At 59.3% G+C, this 17,072-nt stretch carries 11 protein-coding genes; 10 read left to right on the top strand and 1 reads right to left on the bottom strand.

The window, feature by feature from the left end; all coding sequences use genetic code 11:
• Positions 1-114 precede the first annotated feature (114 nt).
• Both dgt and degP read left to right on the top strand, forming a co-directional pair.
• A complete protein-coding gene (gene dgt / locus ACJ8J4_RS14740) occupies positions 115-1,632 on the top strand; it encodes a dGTPase (protein ID WP_060448158.1) in 1,518 nt (505 codons plus the stop codon).
• 180 nt (positions 1,633-1,812) lie between these two features.
• Positions 1,813-3,252: a serine endoprotease DegP gene (gene degP / locus ACJ8J4_RS14735; RefSeq protein ID WP_049294833.1), complete on the top strand. Its 1,440-nt coding sequence runs from the start codon at positions 1,813-1,815 to the stop codon at positions 3,250-3,252.
• Positions 3,253-3,320: 68 nt separating this feature from the next.
• Here degP and barA read toward each other — a convergent pair whose 3' ends face one another.
• Positions 3,321-6,047: a two-component sensor histidine kinase BarA gene (gene barA, locus ACJ8J4_RS14730; RefSeq protein WP_025301595.1), complete on the bottom strand. Its 2,727-nt coding sequence runs from the start codon at positions 6,045-6,047 to the stop codon at positions 3,321-3,323.
• 66 nt (positions 6,048-6,113) lie between these two features.
• Here barA and rlmD point away from each other — a divergent pair, with 66 nt between their 5' ends.
• The 8 genes from rlmD to ACJ8J4_RS14690 all read left to right on the top strand — a co-directional run bounded on the left by rlmD (position 6,114) and on the right by ACJ8J4_RS14690 (position 17,072).
• Complete coding sequence (gene rlmD / locus ACJ8J4_RS14725; RefSeq protein WP_025301596.1) at positions 6,114-7,463, top strand: 23S rRNA (uracil(1939)-C(5))-methyltransferase RlmD; 1,350 nt, start codon at positions 6,114-6,116, stop codon at positions 7,461-7,463.
• A gap of 9 nt (positions 7,464-7,472) precedes the next feature.
• Entirely contained in the window at positions 7,473-9,704 is a 2,232-nt protein-coding gene (relA, locus tag ACJ8J4_RS14720) for a GTP diphosphokinase (RefSeq protein ID WP_025301597.1), read from the top strand.
• A gap of 102 nt (positions 9,705-9,806) precedes the next feature.
• A complete protein-coding gene (gene mazG / locus ACJ8J4_RS14715; protein ID WP_197826318.1) occupies positions 9,807-10,601 on the top strand; it encodes a nucleoside triphosphate pyrophosphohydrolase in 795 nt (264 codons plus the stop codon).
• Between the two features lie 351 nt (positions 10,602-10,952).
• Entirely contained in the window at positions 10,953-12,590 is a 1,638-nt protein-coding gene (pyrG, locus tag ACJ8J4_RS14710; RefSeq protein WP_197836208.1) for a glutamine hydrolyzing CTP synthase, read from the top strand.
• A gap of 81 nt (positions 12,591-12,671) precedes the next feature.
• A complete protein-coding gene (eno, locus tag ACJ8J4_RS14705) occupies positions 12,672-13,967 on the top strand; it encodes a phosphopyruvate hydratase (RefSeq protein WP_025301599.1) in 1,296 nt (431 codons plus the stop codon).
• Between the two features lie 286 nt (positions 13,968-14,253).
• Positions 14,254-15,444: an NAD(P)/FAD-dependent oxidoreductase gene (locus tag ACJ8J4_RS14700; RefSeq protein WP_025301600.1), complete on the top strand. Its 1,191-nt coding sequence runs from the start codon at positions 14,254-14,256 to the stop codon at positions 15,442-15,444.
• Positions 15,441-15,845, top strand: a complete 405-nt coding sequence (locus ACJ8J4_RS14695) for a hypothetical protein (protein ID WP_080271238.1) — start codon at positions 15,441-15,443, stop codon at positions 15,843-15,845. The genes ACJ8J4_RS14700 and ACJ8J4_RS14695 overlap by 4 nt, the downstream gene beginning before the upstream one ends.
• Before the next feature lie 30 nt (positions 15,846-15,875).
• Positions 15,876-17,072 carry a methionine gamma-lyase gene (locus ACJ8J4_RS14690; RefSeq protein ID WP_197836206.1) on the top strand — a complete coding sequence of 399 codons (1,197 nt, stop codon included), beginning with the start codon at positions 15,876-15,878 and terminating at the stop codon, positions 17,070-17,072.

Genomic DNA, 17,072 nt, shown 5'->3' with positions numbered 1-17,072 from the left:
ATTGGCCGTGAGAATTGCGGCATAGTCTATCATGGCTGTGTATCAGAGATAATGCGTTGCATCCGCTGCCGGGAATTGTTATCACGGGGGCAGGGCGCAACGGCGGAGAAACAGATGTCCGGGATCGACTTCAAGCAAAAAATCAGCTTCCAACGGCCTTTCAGCAAACCGATCGAGGCCGAGGAAGAGTACGACATCGTGCGGCAGTTCGAGAGCGATCGCGGGCGCATCGTCAACTCGGCCGCCATTCGCCGTCTGCAGCAAAAAACCCAGGTGTTTCCGCTGGAACGCAACGCGGCGGTGCGCAGCCGCCTGACGCACTCGATGGAGGTGCAGCAGGTTGGGCGCCACATCGCCAAAGAGATCCTCAATCGCTTCAAACAGGCGGGGAGAATTGATGAGCTCGGCTTGACCCGGCTGCTCGATCCGTTTGAAAGCATCGTGGAAATGGCCTGCCTGATGCACGACATCGGTAATCCGCCGTTCGGGCACTTCGGCGAGTCGGCGATCAACGACTGGTTCGCCCAGCGGCTCGATCCCGCCAGCTGCGGCAGCGAGCCGGGCAGCCACGATCGCTGCCAGGTGGCGACGCTGCGCCTGCATGAAGGGGAGAGCGATCTGAACCGGCTGCGCAGCAGGATCCGTCAGGATCTCAGCCATTTCGAGGGCAACGCCCAGGCGATCCGCATGGTGTACAGCCTGCTCAAGCTCAACCTGACCTACGCGCAGGTCGGCTGCATTTTGAAATACACTCGCCCGGCCTACTGGGCGAGCGACATCCCTGCCAGCCACAGTTACCTGATGAAAAAGCCCGGCTACTATCTGGCGGAAGAGGCCTTCGTCGATCGGTTGCGGCGCGAGCTGCACATGGGCGAGTTCGATCGTTTCCCGCTGACCTATATTATGGAGGCCGCCGACGATATCTCGTACTGCGTGGCCGATCTGGAAGACGCGGTGGAGAAGAGCATTTTCACCGTCGAGCAGCTGTATCAGCACCTGATTCAGGAGTGGGGCGAGGTGGTGCCGGGCGATCTGTTCGACAAGACCGTCGCCAGCGCGTTTCGCAAGATCGATCGCGGCGGCGCGCGGCGCAGCGCGGAAGATCAGTTCTTCATGTATCTGCGGGTGTTTACCGTGGCGCGGCTGGTGCCGCATGCGGCGCAGCGCTTTATCGACAATCTGGACGCGGTCTATCAGGGCAGTTTCAATCAGGCGCTGCTGGAGGATTCCAGCCCGGCCTATCGGCTACTGAAGATATTTAAAAATGTGGCGTTCAAGCACGTGTTCAACCACCCTGAGGTCGAGCAGCTCGAGCTGCAAGGCTATCGGGTGATCAGCGGCCTGCTGGACATTTACAGCCCGCTGTTGGCGATGTCGCTGGCGGACTTCAGCCAGCTGGTGCGCGAGGACAGCCATCGCGCTTATCCGATTGAAACACGCCTGTTCCACAAGCTGTCCACCAAGCATCGGCTAGCGTATGCGGAGGCGGTAGAAGGGCTGCAGCATTTATCGCCGGAGCAGCAAGGCATTCGGGAATATTATTTCCGCGCGCGTTTATTGCAGGACTATATCAGCGGAATGACCGACCTGTACGCCTATGATGAATATCGTCGATTGATGGCGGCGGAATAATTGAGCTGAAGAATAATTGCCAGCAATTCCAACCGGTTGGCTGTCTCGAGTTTTGTAAAGACGGACAATATTTGTTTACTATTGCCAATCATCTGTGCCGGAACTTCGGGCTATTAATTAACTCTGAATAAGCACGCAAGACGGCCATTCTTTTTGAACGACTTTATAAGAGACACACAGATGAAAAAAACCGCATTAGTTCTTAGCGCACTGGCATTCAGTATCGGTATGGCGATGGGCCCGGCGACGGCCAGCGCCGCTGAAACCGCCTCTTCCAGCACCCAACAGCTGCCGAGCCTGGCACCGATGCTGGAGAAGGTGATGCCTTCCGTCGTGAGCATTAACGTTGAGGGCAGCACCACGGTCAATACGCCGCGCATGCCGCAGCAGTTCCAACAGTTCTTCGGTGAGGATTCGCCGTTCTGCCAGGACGGTTCGCCGTTCCAGGGCTCGCCGATGTGTCAGGGCGGTGAACAGCCAGGGCCGGATGGCCAGCCGCAGGGCACGCAGCAGAAATTCCAGGCGCTGGGCGCCGGGGTGGTCATCGATGCCACCAAGGGCTATGTGGTGACCAATAACCACGTGGTGGACAACGCCAACAAGATCCAGGTGCAGCTGAGCGACGGACGCCGCTTCGACGCCAAAGTGATCGGCAAGGATCCGCGTTCCGATATCGCGTTGATCCAGCTGAAAGACTTCAAGAACCTGACGGCGATCAAGATGGCGGACTCCGATCAGCTGCGCGTCGGCGATTACACCGTGGCGATCGGCAACCCGTACGGGTTGGGTGAAACCGCCACCTCGGGCATCGTGTCCGCCCTGGGGCGCAGCGGCCTGAACATCGAAAACTACGAAAACTTTATCCAGACCGATGCGGCGATCAACCGCGGTAACTCCGGCGGCGCGCTGGTTAACCTGAACGGCGAGCTGATCGGCATCAACACCGCGATCCTGGCGCCGGACGGCGGCAATATCGGTATCGGCTTCGCTATTCCGAGCAACATGGTGAAAAACCTGACGGCGCAAATGGTCGAGTATGGCCAGGTGAAACGCGGCGAGCTGGGCATCATGGGCACCGAGCTGAACTCTGAGCTGGCCAAGGCGATGAAGGTCGATGCGCAGCGCGGGGCCTTCGTCAGCCAGGTAATGCCGAAATCTTCCGCCGCGAAGGCGGGCATCAAGGCCGGCGACGTGATCGTCACCATGAACGGCAAGGCCATCTCCAGCTTCGCCTCGTTCCGGGCGGAGATCGGCACGCTGCCGGTCGGCAGCAAGATGTCGCTGGGCATTATTCGCGACGGCAAGCCGGTAACGATTGACGTCACGCTGGAGCAAAGCGCGCAGACCCAGGTGGCCTCGGGCAATATCTACACCGGCATTGAAGGCGCCGAGCTGAGCAATACCCAGGTCGGCAACGTGAAAGGCGTCAAGGTCGACAGCGTGAAAGCCGGCAGCGCCGCCGCGCGCATCGGCCTGAAAAAGGGCGACGTGATCCTGGGCGTGAACCAACAGCCGATCCAGAACCTGGGCGAGCTGCGTAAAATCCTCGACAGCAAACCGTCGGTGCTGGCGTTGAATATTCAGCGTGGCGATAGCCAACTGTACCTGCTGGCGCAGTGATAAACGTCAGGCGCTAAAAGCAACAAAGGCACGCTACGGCGTGCCTTTTTGCATTATGGCCTGAGGATTCAGGCCGGTTGCGCCAGATGCGCGCGCGCCGCGTGGATCACCAGTTCAATCTCATCCAACAGCTCCAGCCACTCCGGCTCCAGTTCGTCGTTGGTGATGCCCTGGCGCAGCTGCCGCTCGAGGTAGAAACACAGCTGCTTGAGGCGCGGCACGCCGCTGTAGCTGCAGCTGCCGTGCAGCTTATGGACCAGGTCGAGGATCTCGTCGTCGTGTTGCCCCTCGAGCAGCGCCTGCACCCGTTCGCGCACCTGCGGCAGGAAATCGAGCAGCATTTGCAGCAGATCGCGCGCCAGATCCGGTTTATTGGCCGCCTGGCGCAGCGCCAGCGGCCAGTCGAGCGACAGCGGGGCATCGTCGGCGACGGCGCTTTCCACGTCGCCGCTGTGGTAGCGCGACAGCACGCGGGTCAGCATTTTCTCGTCGATCGGCTTGGCCAGGTAGTCGTCCATCCCGGCCTGCAGCAGATGCTCGCGTTCGCCGCTGGCGGCATGGGCAGTGACGGCGACGATCGGCGTAGAGTTGTGGTGCGGCAGTTGGCGGATCAGTTCGCTGGCGTGAATGCCGTCCATCTTCGGCATTTGAATGTCCATCAGGATCAGATCCAGCACGTTGTTGCGCGCCAGCGCCAGCGCTTCCTCACCGCTCTCGCACAGCAGCGTTTTTTCCACCTGTTCGCCCAGCAGCGTGCCGATCAGCTTCAGGTTGGCCGGGTTGTCGTCCACCGCCATCACCGTCAGCGGCAGACGTTTACGCTCAGGTGGGGCGGCGAGCCGATCGGGCGTCTCCATTCTCAGCAGCGGGAACAGACGCGTGCTGGTGATAGGCTTGATCAGGCAGCCAAGCGCACCTTGTTGCTTGAGCAGTTCGGCGTCGATCTGCGCCTGGCACGGCAGCGCCAGAATCACCCGATCGGCCAGCTTCAGCGAGGCCAACAATTTGTCCTGGTGCTGCGCCATGTTGTCGCGGAACGGGATCGGCACGCCGGCCAGCAGGAAGTCATAGTGGCCTGGCGGCAGCTGGCCCAACGTCGGCGAGTGGGTGATCACCAGCTGCGTGACGCTGAGCATGTTGAGCGTCGCCTGCGCCGCCGTCGGGTTGGACTCGATATAGGCCAGCGTTTTGCCGTTCAGATCCGGCAGGCTCGGCGCCAGCGACAGCATGCCCTCGTTCAGATCCAGCGTGATGTGGAACCAGAAGGTCGAGCCGCGATTCAGCTGGCTGTGGAAGCAGATGTCGCCGCCCATCTCCTTCACCAGCTTTTGCGTGATCACCAGCCCCAGCCCGGTGCCGCCGTGGCGGCGGGAGATGCTGGCATCCGCCTGACGGAACGCCTGGAACAGCTGTGACTGCTGGCGTTCGGAGATGCCGATGCCGGTGTCGTGGATCTGCACTTCCACTTCCACCCGGCGATCCAACTGTTTGCGCAGCTCGACGCGGATATCGATATTGCCGGTTTCGGTGAACTTGATGGCGTTCCCCAGCAGGTTGGTGATGATTTGCTGCAGGCGCAGCGAGTCGCCGATCACCTGCTCCGGCACGTCGTTGTGCACATCCAGCGTCAGCTCCAGCCCTTTGTCGTGGGCGCTGGGGGCCAGCAGCACCACCACTTCGTCCAGCGTTTCGCGCAGGGCGAACGGAATATGCTCCAGCACCAGCTTGCCGGCCTCCAGCTTGGAGAAGTCCAGCACATCGTTGATGATGGTCAGCAGGTTGTTGGCCGAGCGTTCGATGGTCTGCAAATAATCGGTTTGGGTTGCGCTCAGATCGGTTTTCAGCATCTGGCGGGTAAAACCGATCACGCCGTTGAGCGGGGTACGCAGCTCGTGCGACATGTTGGCCAGGAATTCGGACTTGATGCGCGCTGCCTCCTGCGCGCGTTTTTTCGCCAAATCCAGCTCGACGTTCTGGATCTCCATTTGCTCCAGCGTTTCACGCAGGTCAGACGTGGCCTGATCGATGTTCTGCTGCATCTCTTCGTGATAGGCGGTAAGCGACATCGCCATCGAGTTGATGCCGTTCTTCAGCATGTGCAGCTCGCCGAGCATGTAGCCCTCCACGCGGCTGTCGAGCTGGCCGCGGCGGATGCGGTCGACGGTGTTCACCATGTTGCGGATCGGGCCGGTCACGTCGCGCATCAGCCGGTAAGCAAACAGGATGGCGATACACATGCACAGCAACAGCAGCAGGGTGGAGACGAACACCTCTTTATATTGCTGCAACCGCACCGACTGCAGATCCAGCTCGATCGCCACATAGCCCAGGTTGTTGTCGGGGTGGCTGCCGCCGTCAGCGGTTTCATCCGGATATTGGTTTTCCGACAGGATCGGCGTGCGCAGGATCAGCGAATCGCCGCGTCGGGTGAGCATCAGCTCGGTGGGCAACGGCACGCCTTTCGGCAGCTGCAGCTGAGCGAAGTTGTGGTGATAATTAGAGGTAACGAACAGATTGTTCTGCGCATCGAACACGGTGATCGAACGCACGATGTCCGAATGGCGGCGGTGCAACAGACTGACCAACTGCCTGACCGATTCGCGGCTGCGGAACGTCATGCCGTACTCGCTGGCCACCGCCAGCGGCTCGATGATGCTGGCGCCGGCGTCGACCAATTGCTCCTGCAGCTCGTTATAGCGGTGCACCACGAAGAAGGTGCTGAGCAGCAAACCAATCAGCAAGGTCGGGGCCAGAATCAGGATCATCATGCGCGCACGCAGGCTGTATTTGGTCATGGGATTCCAATGTGGGAGAATTGACAGCTGACACTAGCTTAATGAACCAGCACACAATCGACAAATATGGCGCAATTCTACTCTCCCAAACGCCGCGTGACGACCCGGCAGAGCTCACAAATCTTCACCGTGACGGTGAGCGATCTCGATCCTTTCGGCCAGGGCGTGGCGCGCCACGACGGCAAAGCGGTGTTCGTGCCGGGCGTATTGCCGGGCGAGCAGGCGGAAATCCAGCTGACCGAAGACAAGCGCCAGTTCGCCAAAGGCAAGCTCAAGCGCCTGCTGAGCCGCAGCCCGCAGCGGGTGGCACCGCGCTGCCCGCATTTCGGCGTGTGTGGCGGCTGCCAGCAGCAGCATGCGGATGAGGCGCTGCAGCAGCAGAGCAAGGCGGCGGCGCTGGTGCGCATGATCGCCCGCGAAACCGGGGTGACCCCGCAGCAGGAACCGGTGATCGCCGGCCCGGAATACGGCTATCGCCGCCGCGCCCGCCTGAGCCTGGCGTGGCAGCCGAAGCTGCAGCGCCTGATGATGGGGTTTCGACAGGCGGCCTCCAGCGAGCTGGTAGCGGTGGAGCACTGCCCGGTGCTGCGCCCGGAGCTGGAACAGCTGCTGGCGCCGGTGCGCGCCTGCCTGAGCGGGCTGCAGGCGGTGCGGCGGCTGGGGCATGTGGAGCTGGTGCTGGCGGATAACGGCCCGCTGCTGGTGCTGCGCCATCTCGATGCCCTGAAAGAGGCGGATCGCCAGGCGCTGTTGGCGTTTGGCGAGCGGGAAAACGTCGCTGTTTATCTGGCGCCGGACAGCGACCGCGTGGAAAAACTGTGCGGTGAAACGCCGTATTATCAGGTTGACGGGCTACGCTTAGACTTCAGTCCGCGCGACTTTATTCAGGTCAATGACGCCGTAAACCAACAAATGGTGGCGCAGGCCCTTGAATGGCTCGACATTCAACCCAATGATCGGGTGCTGGACCTGTTCTGCGGCATGGGGAATTTCACCCTGCCGCTGGCGCGCCGCGCCGCTGCGGTGGTGGGCATCGAAGGTGTTGCCACGCTGGTAGCGAATGGGCAATATAATGCACATAAGAATAAGCTGAATAATGCGTCGTTCTTCCATGAGAATCTGGAGGACGACGTTGAGCGGCAACCTTGGGCAGCACAAGGGTTTGATAAGGTGATGCTGGATCCCGCCCGCGCCGGTGCGGCCGGGGTGATGTCACACATTGTAAAACTGGCGCCGGCGCGGGTGGTGTATGTTTCCTGTAACCCCACCACGCTGGCTCGCGACAGCAAAGTGCTGTTGAACGCCGGTTATCGTCTTGCGCGCGTGCGGATGTTGGATATGTTTCCGCACACGGGGCATCTTGAATCAATGGCGCTGTTTATCAACGAGCGCGCGCCAGAGGTCGCTGCAAAGTAGGGAGAAGTTATGGTTGCGGTAAGAAGTGCACATCTGAATACGGCGGGTGAGTTCGCTCTCGATGAGTGGATCGCCGGCTTGGGGCTACCCAACCCGCAGTCATGTGAGCGATTGGCCGCAACCTGGCGTTATTGTGAGCAGCAGACCCAAAACCATCCCGACGCCTCGCTGCTGCTGTGGCGCGGCCTGGAGATGGTGGAAATCCTCTCGACGCTGAGCATGGACAACGACAGTATGCGCGCCGCGCTGCTGTTCCCGCTGGTGGACGCCGGCATCGTGCAGGAAGAGACCCTGACCGAAGCGTTCGGCAATGGCATCGTCGCGCTGGTGCACGGCGTGCGCGACATGGACGCCATTCGTCAACTGAAAGCCACCCAAAACGACTCGATGGCCTCCGAACAGGTCGACAACGTGCGCCGCATGCTGTTGGCGATGGTGGAGGATTTCCGCTGCGTGGTCATCAAGCTGGCGGAACGTATCGCCCACCTGCGCGAGGTGAAAGACGCGCCGGAAGACGAACGCGTGTTGGCGGCGAAAGAGTGTTCCAACATCTACGCCCCGCTGGCTAACCGGCTCGGCATCGGCCAACTGAAGTGGGAGCTGGAAGATTTCTGCTTCCGCTACCTGCACCCGGAAGAATACAAGCGCATCGCCAAGCTGTTGCATGAGCGCCGCATCGATCGCGAACAGTTCATCGACGACTTCGTCGCCGGGCTGCGCGCCGAGATGGCCAAAGAAGGCATTCGGGTGGAGATTTACGGCCGGCCGAAACACATCTACAGCATCTGGCGCAAGATGCAGAAAAAGCACCTGGCGTTTGACGAACTGTTCGACGTGCGCGCGGTGCGCATCGTGGCGGAGCGTCTACAGGATTGCTACGCGGCGTTGGGCATCGTGCATACCCACTTCCGCCACCTGCCGGACGAGTTCGACGACTACGTCGCCAACCCGAAACCCAACGGCTACCAGTCGATCCACACCGTGGTGCTGGGGCCGCGCGGCAAAACCGTCGAGATTCAGATCCGCACCCGGCAAATGCATGAAGACGCCGAGCTGGGCGTGGCCGCACACTGGAAGTACAAAGAGGGCGCGGGGGTGACCGTGCGCTCCGGCTACGAAGAGCGCATCGCCTGGCTGCGTAAGCTCATCGCCTGGCAGGAAGAGATGGCGGACTCCGGCGAAATGCTCGACGAAGTGCGCAGCCAGGTGTTCGACGATCGGGTCTATGTCTTTACCCCGAAAGGCGACGTGGTGGATCTGCCGGCCGGCTCCACGCCGCTCGATTTCGCTTACCACATTCACAGCGACGTCGGTCACCGCTGCATCGGCGCCAAGATCGGCGGCCGCATCGTGCCGTTTACCTATCAGCTGAAGATGGGCGATCAGATTGAGATCATCACCCAGAAACAGCCAAACCCGAGCCGCGACTGGCTGAACCCGAACCTGGGCTACGTGACCACCAGCCGCGGGCGCTCGAAGATCCACAACTGGTTCCGCAAGCAGGATCGCGACAAGAACATTCTCGCCGGCCGCCAGATGCTGGACAACGAACTGGAGCATCTCGGCATCAGCCTGAAAGAGGCTGAGAAGCTGTTGATCCCGCGCTACAACATGAACTCGCTGGACGAGGTGTTGGCGGCGATCGGCGGCGGGGACATTCGCCTGAACCAGATGGTGAATTACCTGCAGGGCAAGTTCAACAAGCCGAGCGCCGAAGAGCAGGATCGCGAGGCGCTGCGCCAGCTGGTGCAGCAGAAAGCGCCGCCGCCGACCCGCAACAAGGATAACGGCCGCGTGGTGGTGGAGGGCGTGGGCAACCTGATGCACCACATCGCCCGCTGCTGCCAGCCGATCCCGGGCGACGACATCGTCGGTTTTATTACCCAGGGGCGCGGTATTTCGATCCACCGTGCGGACTGCGATCAGCTGGTCGATCTGCAATCGCATGCGCCGGAGCGCATCGTCGATGCGGTGTGGGGCGAAAGCTACTCCAGCGGTTATTCGCTGGTGGTGCGCGTGATGGCCAACGATCGCAGCGGGCTGCTGCGCGATATCACCACCATTCTGGCCAACGAAAAGGTCAACGTGCTGGGCGTCGCCAGCCGCAGCGATACCAAGAAGCAGTTGGCCACTATCGACATGGATATCGAAATCTACAACCAGCAGGTGTTGAGCCGGGTACTGGCGAAATTGAATCAGCTGCCGGACGTGATAGACGCCAAGCGTTTGCACGGCAACTAAGCCCATATCGCCTTTCGGGCCGTATCGATAGCGGATGCGGCCCGAAATCCATGAACTCTGCGGGCGCTCCCCTGCGCCCCCATTCTTTCTCAGAGATTTTTTATGACCCAATCCACTCCGCTGCAGCGTCTGCTGAACATCATGAAAACGCTGCGCGACCCGCAGCTCGGCTGCTCGTGGGACCGCAAGCAAACCTTCGCCACCATTGCGCCTTATACGTTGGAAGAGACTTACGAAGTGCTGGACGCCATCGAACGGCAGGACTACGCCGATCTGCGCGACGAGCTGGGCGACTTGCTGTTTCAGGTGGTGTTCTACGCCCAGATGGGGCAGGAGCAGGGGCTGTTCGATTTTGATGAGGTGTGCACCGCCATCAGCGACAAGCTGGAGCGCCGACATCCGCACATCTTCGGCGACGCCAAGGGCGGAGACAGCGAAGCCGTGGCGGCGCGCTGGGAACAGTTGAAGGCCGGCGAGCGCGCCGAAAAAGCGCTGCACTCGGTGCTGGACGATATTCCGCAGGCGTTGCCGGCGTTGATGAAAGCGCACAAGATCCAAAAACGCTGCGCCTCGGTCGGCTTCGACTGGAACACTTTGGGCCCGGTGCTGGACAAAGTGTATGAAGAGATCGACGAAGTGATGCACGAAGCCCGCCAGGCGGTGGTTGATGAGAGCAAGCTGGAAGAGGAGATCGGCGATCTGCTGTTCGCCACCGTGAACCTGTCGCGCCATTTGGGCCACAAGGCCGAGAACGCGCTGCAGGCGGCGAACCGCAAGTTCGAACGCCGCTTCCGGGAGGTGGAGGCGATCGTCCAGCAACGCGGGCTGCGGCTTGAAGACGCCACGCTGGAGCAGATGGAAGACGCCTGGCAGCAGGTGAAGCGCAAGGAAAGTTGAATCGCTGCAACGACAATGTTGATCGCAAACAAGGTTCACTCAGGCTGAAACGGTTAAGCTTACGGTCAGGTCACAGGCGCAGGGCTGCCGTCGGCAGCAAAAGGCCAACAAACTGAAATCTAAGGCGTTTTATCGCTCGATAGGGGCGGTAAAAAGAAATTTTCTCCGCTAACTCTTTGTATTTCCTAGAGGGTTTAGGCGGCGCCGGCGGAGTAAACCCTGATGAACACGGGAGGGCGGCCGAGATGATGGACAGCAAAACGATCGTTTGTAGGTCAGGAGAGGTTCGGGTATACTACTTTCCCGTCCTGGTTCTTCCATCGTCTTTAAACCTAAACTCTCAGGTTCAGCATGACAACTAATTATATTTTTGTGACCGGCGGGGTCGTATCCTCTCTGGGTAAAGGCATTGCCGCAGCCTCTCTGGCGGCTATTCTTGAAGCCCGTGGCCTCAACGTTACCATCATGAAACTGGACCCGTACATCAACGTGGATCCGGGCACCATGAGCCCGATTCAGCATGGGGAAGTTTTCGTCACCGAAGACGGCGCAGAAACCGATCTGGATTTGGGTCACTACGAGCGCTTCATCCGCACCAAAATGTCGCGTCGCAACAACTTCACCACCGGCCGCATCTACTCCGACGTGCTGCGTAAAGAACGCCGCGGCGACTATCTGGGCGCGACCGTGCAGGTCATTCCGCACATCACCAACGCGATCAAAGAACGCATCATCGAAGGCGGCGAAGGCCACGATGTGGTGCTGGTGGAAATCGGCGGCACCGTCGGCGATATCGAATCGCTGCCGTTCCTCGAAGCCATCCGTCAGATGGCGGTGGAAGTGGGCCGCGAGCACACCCTGTACATGCACCTGACGCTGGTGCCTTACATGGCGGCGGCGGGCGAAGTGAAAACCAAGCCGACCCAGCATTCCGTAAAAGAGCTGCTTTCCATCGGTATTCAGCCTGATGTGCTGATTTGCCGTTCCGATCGCGCGGTTCCTGCTAACGAACGCGCGAAAATCGCGCTTTTCTGTAACGTGCCGGAAAAAGCGGTTATCTCTCTGAAAGACGTTGATTCTATTTATAAAATCCCAGGCCTATTGAAATCTCAGGGGCTGGACGATTATATTTGTAAACGATTCAGCTTGAACGCACCGGAAGCCAACCTGGCCGAATGGGAACAGGTGATCTACGAAGAAGCCAATCCGGGCGGCGAAGTGACCATCGGAATGGTCGGCAAATACGTTGAGCTGCCGGATGCCTACAAGTCGGTGATCGAAGCGCTGAAACACGGCGGGCTGAAAAACCGTCTGACCGTGAACATCAAGCTGATCGACTCGCAGGACGTAGAAACCCGCGGCGTGGAAGTGCTGAAAGGGCTGGATGCGATCCTGATCCCGGGCGGCTTCGGCTACCGCGGCGTGGAAGGCAAAGTGATGACCGCACGCTATGCGCGCGAGAACAACATTCCTTACCTGGGCATTTGCCTGGGCATGCAGGTGGCGTTGATGGAGTTCGCTCGCAACGTGGCCGGCATGGAAAACGCCAACTCCACCGAGTTTATGCCAGACTGTAAGTACCCGGTGGTGGCGTTGATCACCGAATGGCGCGACGAAGACGGCAACGTCGAAGTGCGCAGCGAAGAAAGCGATTTGGGCGGCACGATGCGCGTAGGTGGCCAACAGTGCAACCTGAGCGACAACAGCCTGGTGCGTCAGCTGTACGGCGAACCGACCATTGTCGAGCGTCATCGTCACCGTTACGAAGTTAACAACATGCTGTTGAAGCAGATCGAAGCCGCAGGACTGCGTGTCGCCGGTCGTTCCACCGACAACAAGCTGGTCGAGATCATTGAACTGCCGAATCACCCGTGGTTTGTAGCCTGTCAGTTCCACCCGGAATTTACGTCTACGCCGCGTGATGGGCATCCGCTGTTCGCCGGCTTCGTGAAAGCCGCAGGCGAGCATCAGAAGCGCCAGGTGAAATAAAATATTTGGTGGGCGGCGCGCGGTGAGAACCGCGCGCTGTTTGTCTGGAGTTTTAGTTTAACTTGTACTGAGGAAAACCTAATGTCCAAAATCGTTAAAGTCATCGGTCGTGAAATCATCGACTCCCGCGGTAACCCGACTGTTGAAGCCGAAGTTCATCTGGAAGGCGGTTTCGTCGGCTTGGCTGCTGCGCCGTCAGGTGCTTCTACCGGTTCCCGCGAAGCGCTGGAACTGCGTGACGGTGACAAGTCTCGTTTCCTGGGTAAAGGCGTACTGAAAGCCGTTGCTGCAGTAAACGGTCCGATTGCTCAGGCAGTACTGGGTAAAGATGCCAAAGACCAGGCGAACATCGACAAGATCATGATCGATCTGGACGGCACCGAAAACAAATCCAACTTCGGCGCCAACGCCATTCTGGCGGTTTCCCTGGCAGCAGCGAAAGCGGCCGCAGCCTCTAAAGGCATGCCGCTGTATGAGCACATCGCTGAACTGAACGGCACCCCAGGCAAATTCTCCATGCCACTGCCGATGATGAACATCATCAACGGCGGCGAGCACGCTGACAACAACGTCGACATTCAGGAATTCATGATTCAGCCGGTTGGCGCGAAGACCCTGAAAGAAGCGGTGCGCATCGGTTCTGAAGTGTTCCACCACCTGGCGAAAGTTCTGAAAGCCAAAGGCATGAACACCGCCGTGGGCGACGAAGGCGGCTACGCGCCAAACCTGGGTTCCAACGCCGAAGCGCTGGCCGTTATCGCTGAAGCGGTAAAAGCGGCGGGCTACGAGCTGGGCAAAGACGTTACTCTGGCGATGGACTGCGCGGCTTCCGAATTCTACAAAGACGGTAAATACGTGCTGGCCGGCGAAGGCAATAAAGCCTTCACTTCCGAAGAGTTCACTCACTTCCTGGAAGAGCTGACCAAACAGTACCCAATCGTGTCTATCGAAGACGGCTTGGATGAATCTGACTGGGCGGGCTTCGCTTACCAGACCAAAGTGCTGGGCGACAAAATTCAGCTGGTGGGCGACGACCTGTTCGTGACCAACACCAAGATCCTGAAAGAAGGCATCGAGAAAGGCATCGCTAACTCCATCCTGATCAAATTCAACCAGATCGGTTCTCTGACCGAAACGCTGGCTGCAATCAAGATGGCGAAAGACGCTGGTTACACCGCGGTGATCTCTCACCGTTCCGGTGAAACCGAAGACGCGACCATCGCCGACCTGGCGGTAGGGACTGCGGCTGGCCAGATCAAAACCGGCTCCATGAGCCGTTCTGACCGCGTTGCTAAATACAACCAACTGATCCGTATCGAAGAAGCGCTGGGTGACCGTGCGCCATTCAACGGCCTGAAAGAAGTTAAAGGCCAGTAAGTTCGACCGATTCGGTTGTTAAATAAAAACCCGCTGCGGCGGGTTTTTTTATAGCTATAACCGATATATTAACCAGTAGTTATTTATTAAAAACGGTAGTTTTTAACGGGGTAAATTTATTCCGATATCTCTCTTTCCCGTTTTTATATTCCCATTTTATTTGCTTTATAACTATTCGTTACTAGACTGCCAATAAGGCAGTTTATTTCTCGCCGTTCTGCCGTAGAACTTCATCATCACCATACCTTAATACTGCCGGCTTGCTGGCCGGTTGAGCGGGGGCTTGATGCGACAGCGAATCATCATTATCGGCGGTGGAACCGGCGGCACCATCCTGGCCAATTTATTGGCCGCAAAATTACACCAAGAGATTATTAATAATAAAGTCGAGTTATTAATGATATCGGATTCGCCGCTGCATTATTACAAGCCGGCGTTTATGTATGTGGCGTTCAATGCTTTTTTCAAGCAAGAGCTCACGCGTTCACAGCGGAGTTTATTGCGGCCTGAAATACAGTTTATTGTTGATAAAGCGCAATCTTTCGATTTAAAACAGCGAAGTATAGCTACGCAAAGCGGTAAAATTTATTCCTATGACTTTCTGGTCTTTGCTACCGGCTGTGTCCCTTGGCCAGAACGCATCGAAGGATTGGCGCAGGCGGGCGATCATTTTTATCAGTATCAGGCCGCCAGGCGGCTGGCGCATAAGCTGGCGACGATCGAAAAAGGCCGAATTTTCATCACCGTGTCCTTCCCCGAAACGCCCAACGTGCCCCATCAGTGCGGCATTGCGCCGATCGAAACCACCTTGATGCTGGACGACTACCTGCGGCGGCGCGGCGTGCGCAAGGCGGTAGAGATTGTGTACACCTACCCGACCATTTCCCAACTGCTGCGCAACTGCCTGTTTTTGCAGCGGCCGACCGGCGAAGCGCTACCCGCCATTTTTGCCGCGCGCGACATTCGCCACCAGCGTGGGTTTACCCTCAGCCGGGTAGACGCCCAGCGTAACATCGCCTATTCCGCCGAAGGGGAAGAACAGCCGTTCGACATTCTGATGGCAACGCCGCCGATTCGCGCAGTCGAGGCGGTGCGCAATACCGGGTTGAGCGAGAGTCAAAACGGCGAAGGCTGGCTGCCAACCGATCATCAAACGCTGCAGGTCTACGGCCAGCAGGGCGTATATGTGATCGGCGATACCGTGGATTTGCCGGTCAGCAAGGCCGGCGGCTCTTGCCATAATCAGGCGCCGGTCATTGCCGACAACATCGTGGCGGAAATGCGGCTGGGCCAGCCCGTGAGCCATTACGATGGCAAGGTGCAGGCGGTCGCGCAAATGGGGCTGAATGCCGGCATGCCGCTGGTCTACGACTACCGGCATGACGTACTGCCGACGCCCGCCACCAAGGTAGGCGGCATGCTGCGCAATGGGTTTAACCGTGGCCTTTACTGGGCCACGGTAAGGGGGCTGATATGACGGAAAGCACGGTGCATGCGGCGGACCTGCAATCATTGGCGGCGTTGCTCGAGAAATTGCAGCCGCTGCTGGCGGGCGGGCGGTTGGATAACGTGGTCGATCTGTTGTCGCTGTTGTCGGACGTGGTGGATATCGCCGACAACGCGCTGGTGGAGAAACTGGCCGGCGTGTTTGAAGGGCTGGTTACGGTCGGTTGGGAGGGGGGGACTGCGTTGCAGATGGCGCACAGCGAGCTGCAATTGAATCCTCCGCCGGCCAGTTTTCGCGCGCTGTACGCCTTGCTGAAGCAGCCGGATACCCTGCTGGGGTTGACGCTGCTGCTGCGTACTTTACAAATCATCGGCCAGCGCACGCGAGACAGCGCATTGCCGCCGGCCCTTTCGGATGAATCAACGAATTAAGCTTCACCCACTCAGGTAAGGAGTTGTGTTATGTCCGCTACAGCAGTTGGCCACGACTTTGCCACCCGGGCTATTCATTACGGCTACGATCCGCAGCGGTATCAGGGGGCACTGTCTCCGCCGGTGTTTATGAGCTCTACGTTTGCTTTTCCCACCGCGGAATACGGCGGTGCCTGCTTTGCCGGCACCGAGCCGGGGTACTTTTATTCGCGCATCGCCAATCCGACGTTAACCCTGCTCGAGCAACGCATCGCCAACCTGGAGGAGGGGGAGGCGGCGGTGGCGTTCGCTTCCGGTATGGGGGCGATCACCGCGTGTTGCTGGACGCTGCTCAGACCGGGCGATGAGCTGATTGTCGATGAAACCGTCTATGGCTGTACCTTCAGCTACTTTCATCATGGCTTGGCACGCTTCGGCGTCAAGATAACCCACGTTGACCTGACCCGGCCGGAGCGGCTAGCGTCGGCCATGGGTCCGCATACCCGACTGGTGTATTGCGAAACCCCGGCCAATCCCAATATGCGCTTGGTCGATATCGCCGCCGTAGCGGAGATTGCCCATCGGCATCAGGCGCTGCTGCTGGTGGACAACACCTACTGCACGCCCTATCTACAGCGGCCCTTGGCGTTAGGTGCCGATATCGTGGTGCACTCGGCGACCAAGTACCTCGGCGGGCACGGCGATCTCTTGGCCGGGATAGCGGTGACGCGCCAGGCGTTGGCCGAGGCGATCCGTCTGGAGGGGCTAAAGGACATGAACGGGGCGGTACTGTCGGCGCAGGATGCCGCGCTGGTGCTGCGTGGGATGAAAACCTTGCCGCTGCGCATGGATCGTCATTGCGATAACGCGCAGCGCCTGGCAGAGATGTTGGCGGAGCATCCGGCGGTCGAGCGGGTGTATTACCCCGGCCTGGCGAACTTCCCGCAGTATGCGTTGGCGCAGCGGCAAATGGCGCGCCCCGGCGGCATGCTGGCGTTTGAACTGCGGGGCGGCATGCGTGCAGGCATTTGCTTCCTCAATGCGCTGCAGCTCATTTTGCGCGCGGTCAGCCTGGGCGATTGCGAAAGCCTGGCGCAACACCCGGCCAGCATGACGCACTCGGCCTACACGCCGGAAGAGCGGAAACGGCACCACATCAGCGAGGGGCTGGTGCGGCTGTCCGCCGGGCTGGAGGCGTTTGACGATCTGCAGGCCGATATCCTGCAGGCGCTGGCGCAAGCGCAATAA

Origin of the sequence: Serratia sp. CY47280 (assembly GCF_052168655.1) — a bacterium.
GTDB classification, from domain to species: Bacteria; Pseudomonadota; Gammaproteobacteria; order Enterobacterales; family Enterobacteriaceae; genus Serratia; species Serratia bockelmannii.
Note: the sequence above shows the minus strand (reverse complement) of the source record. Positions and strands in the feature narration are given on the sequence as shown.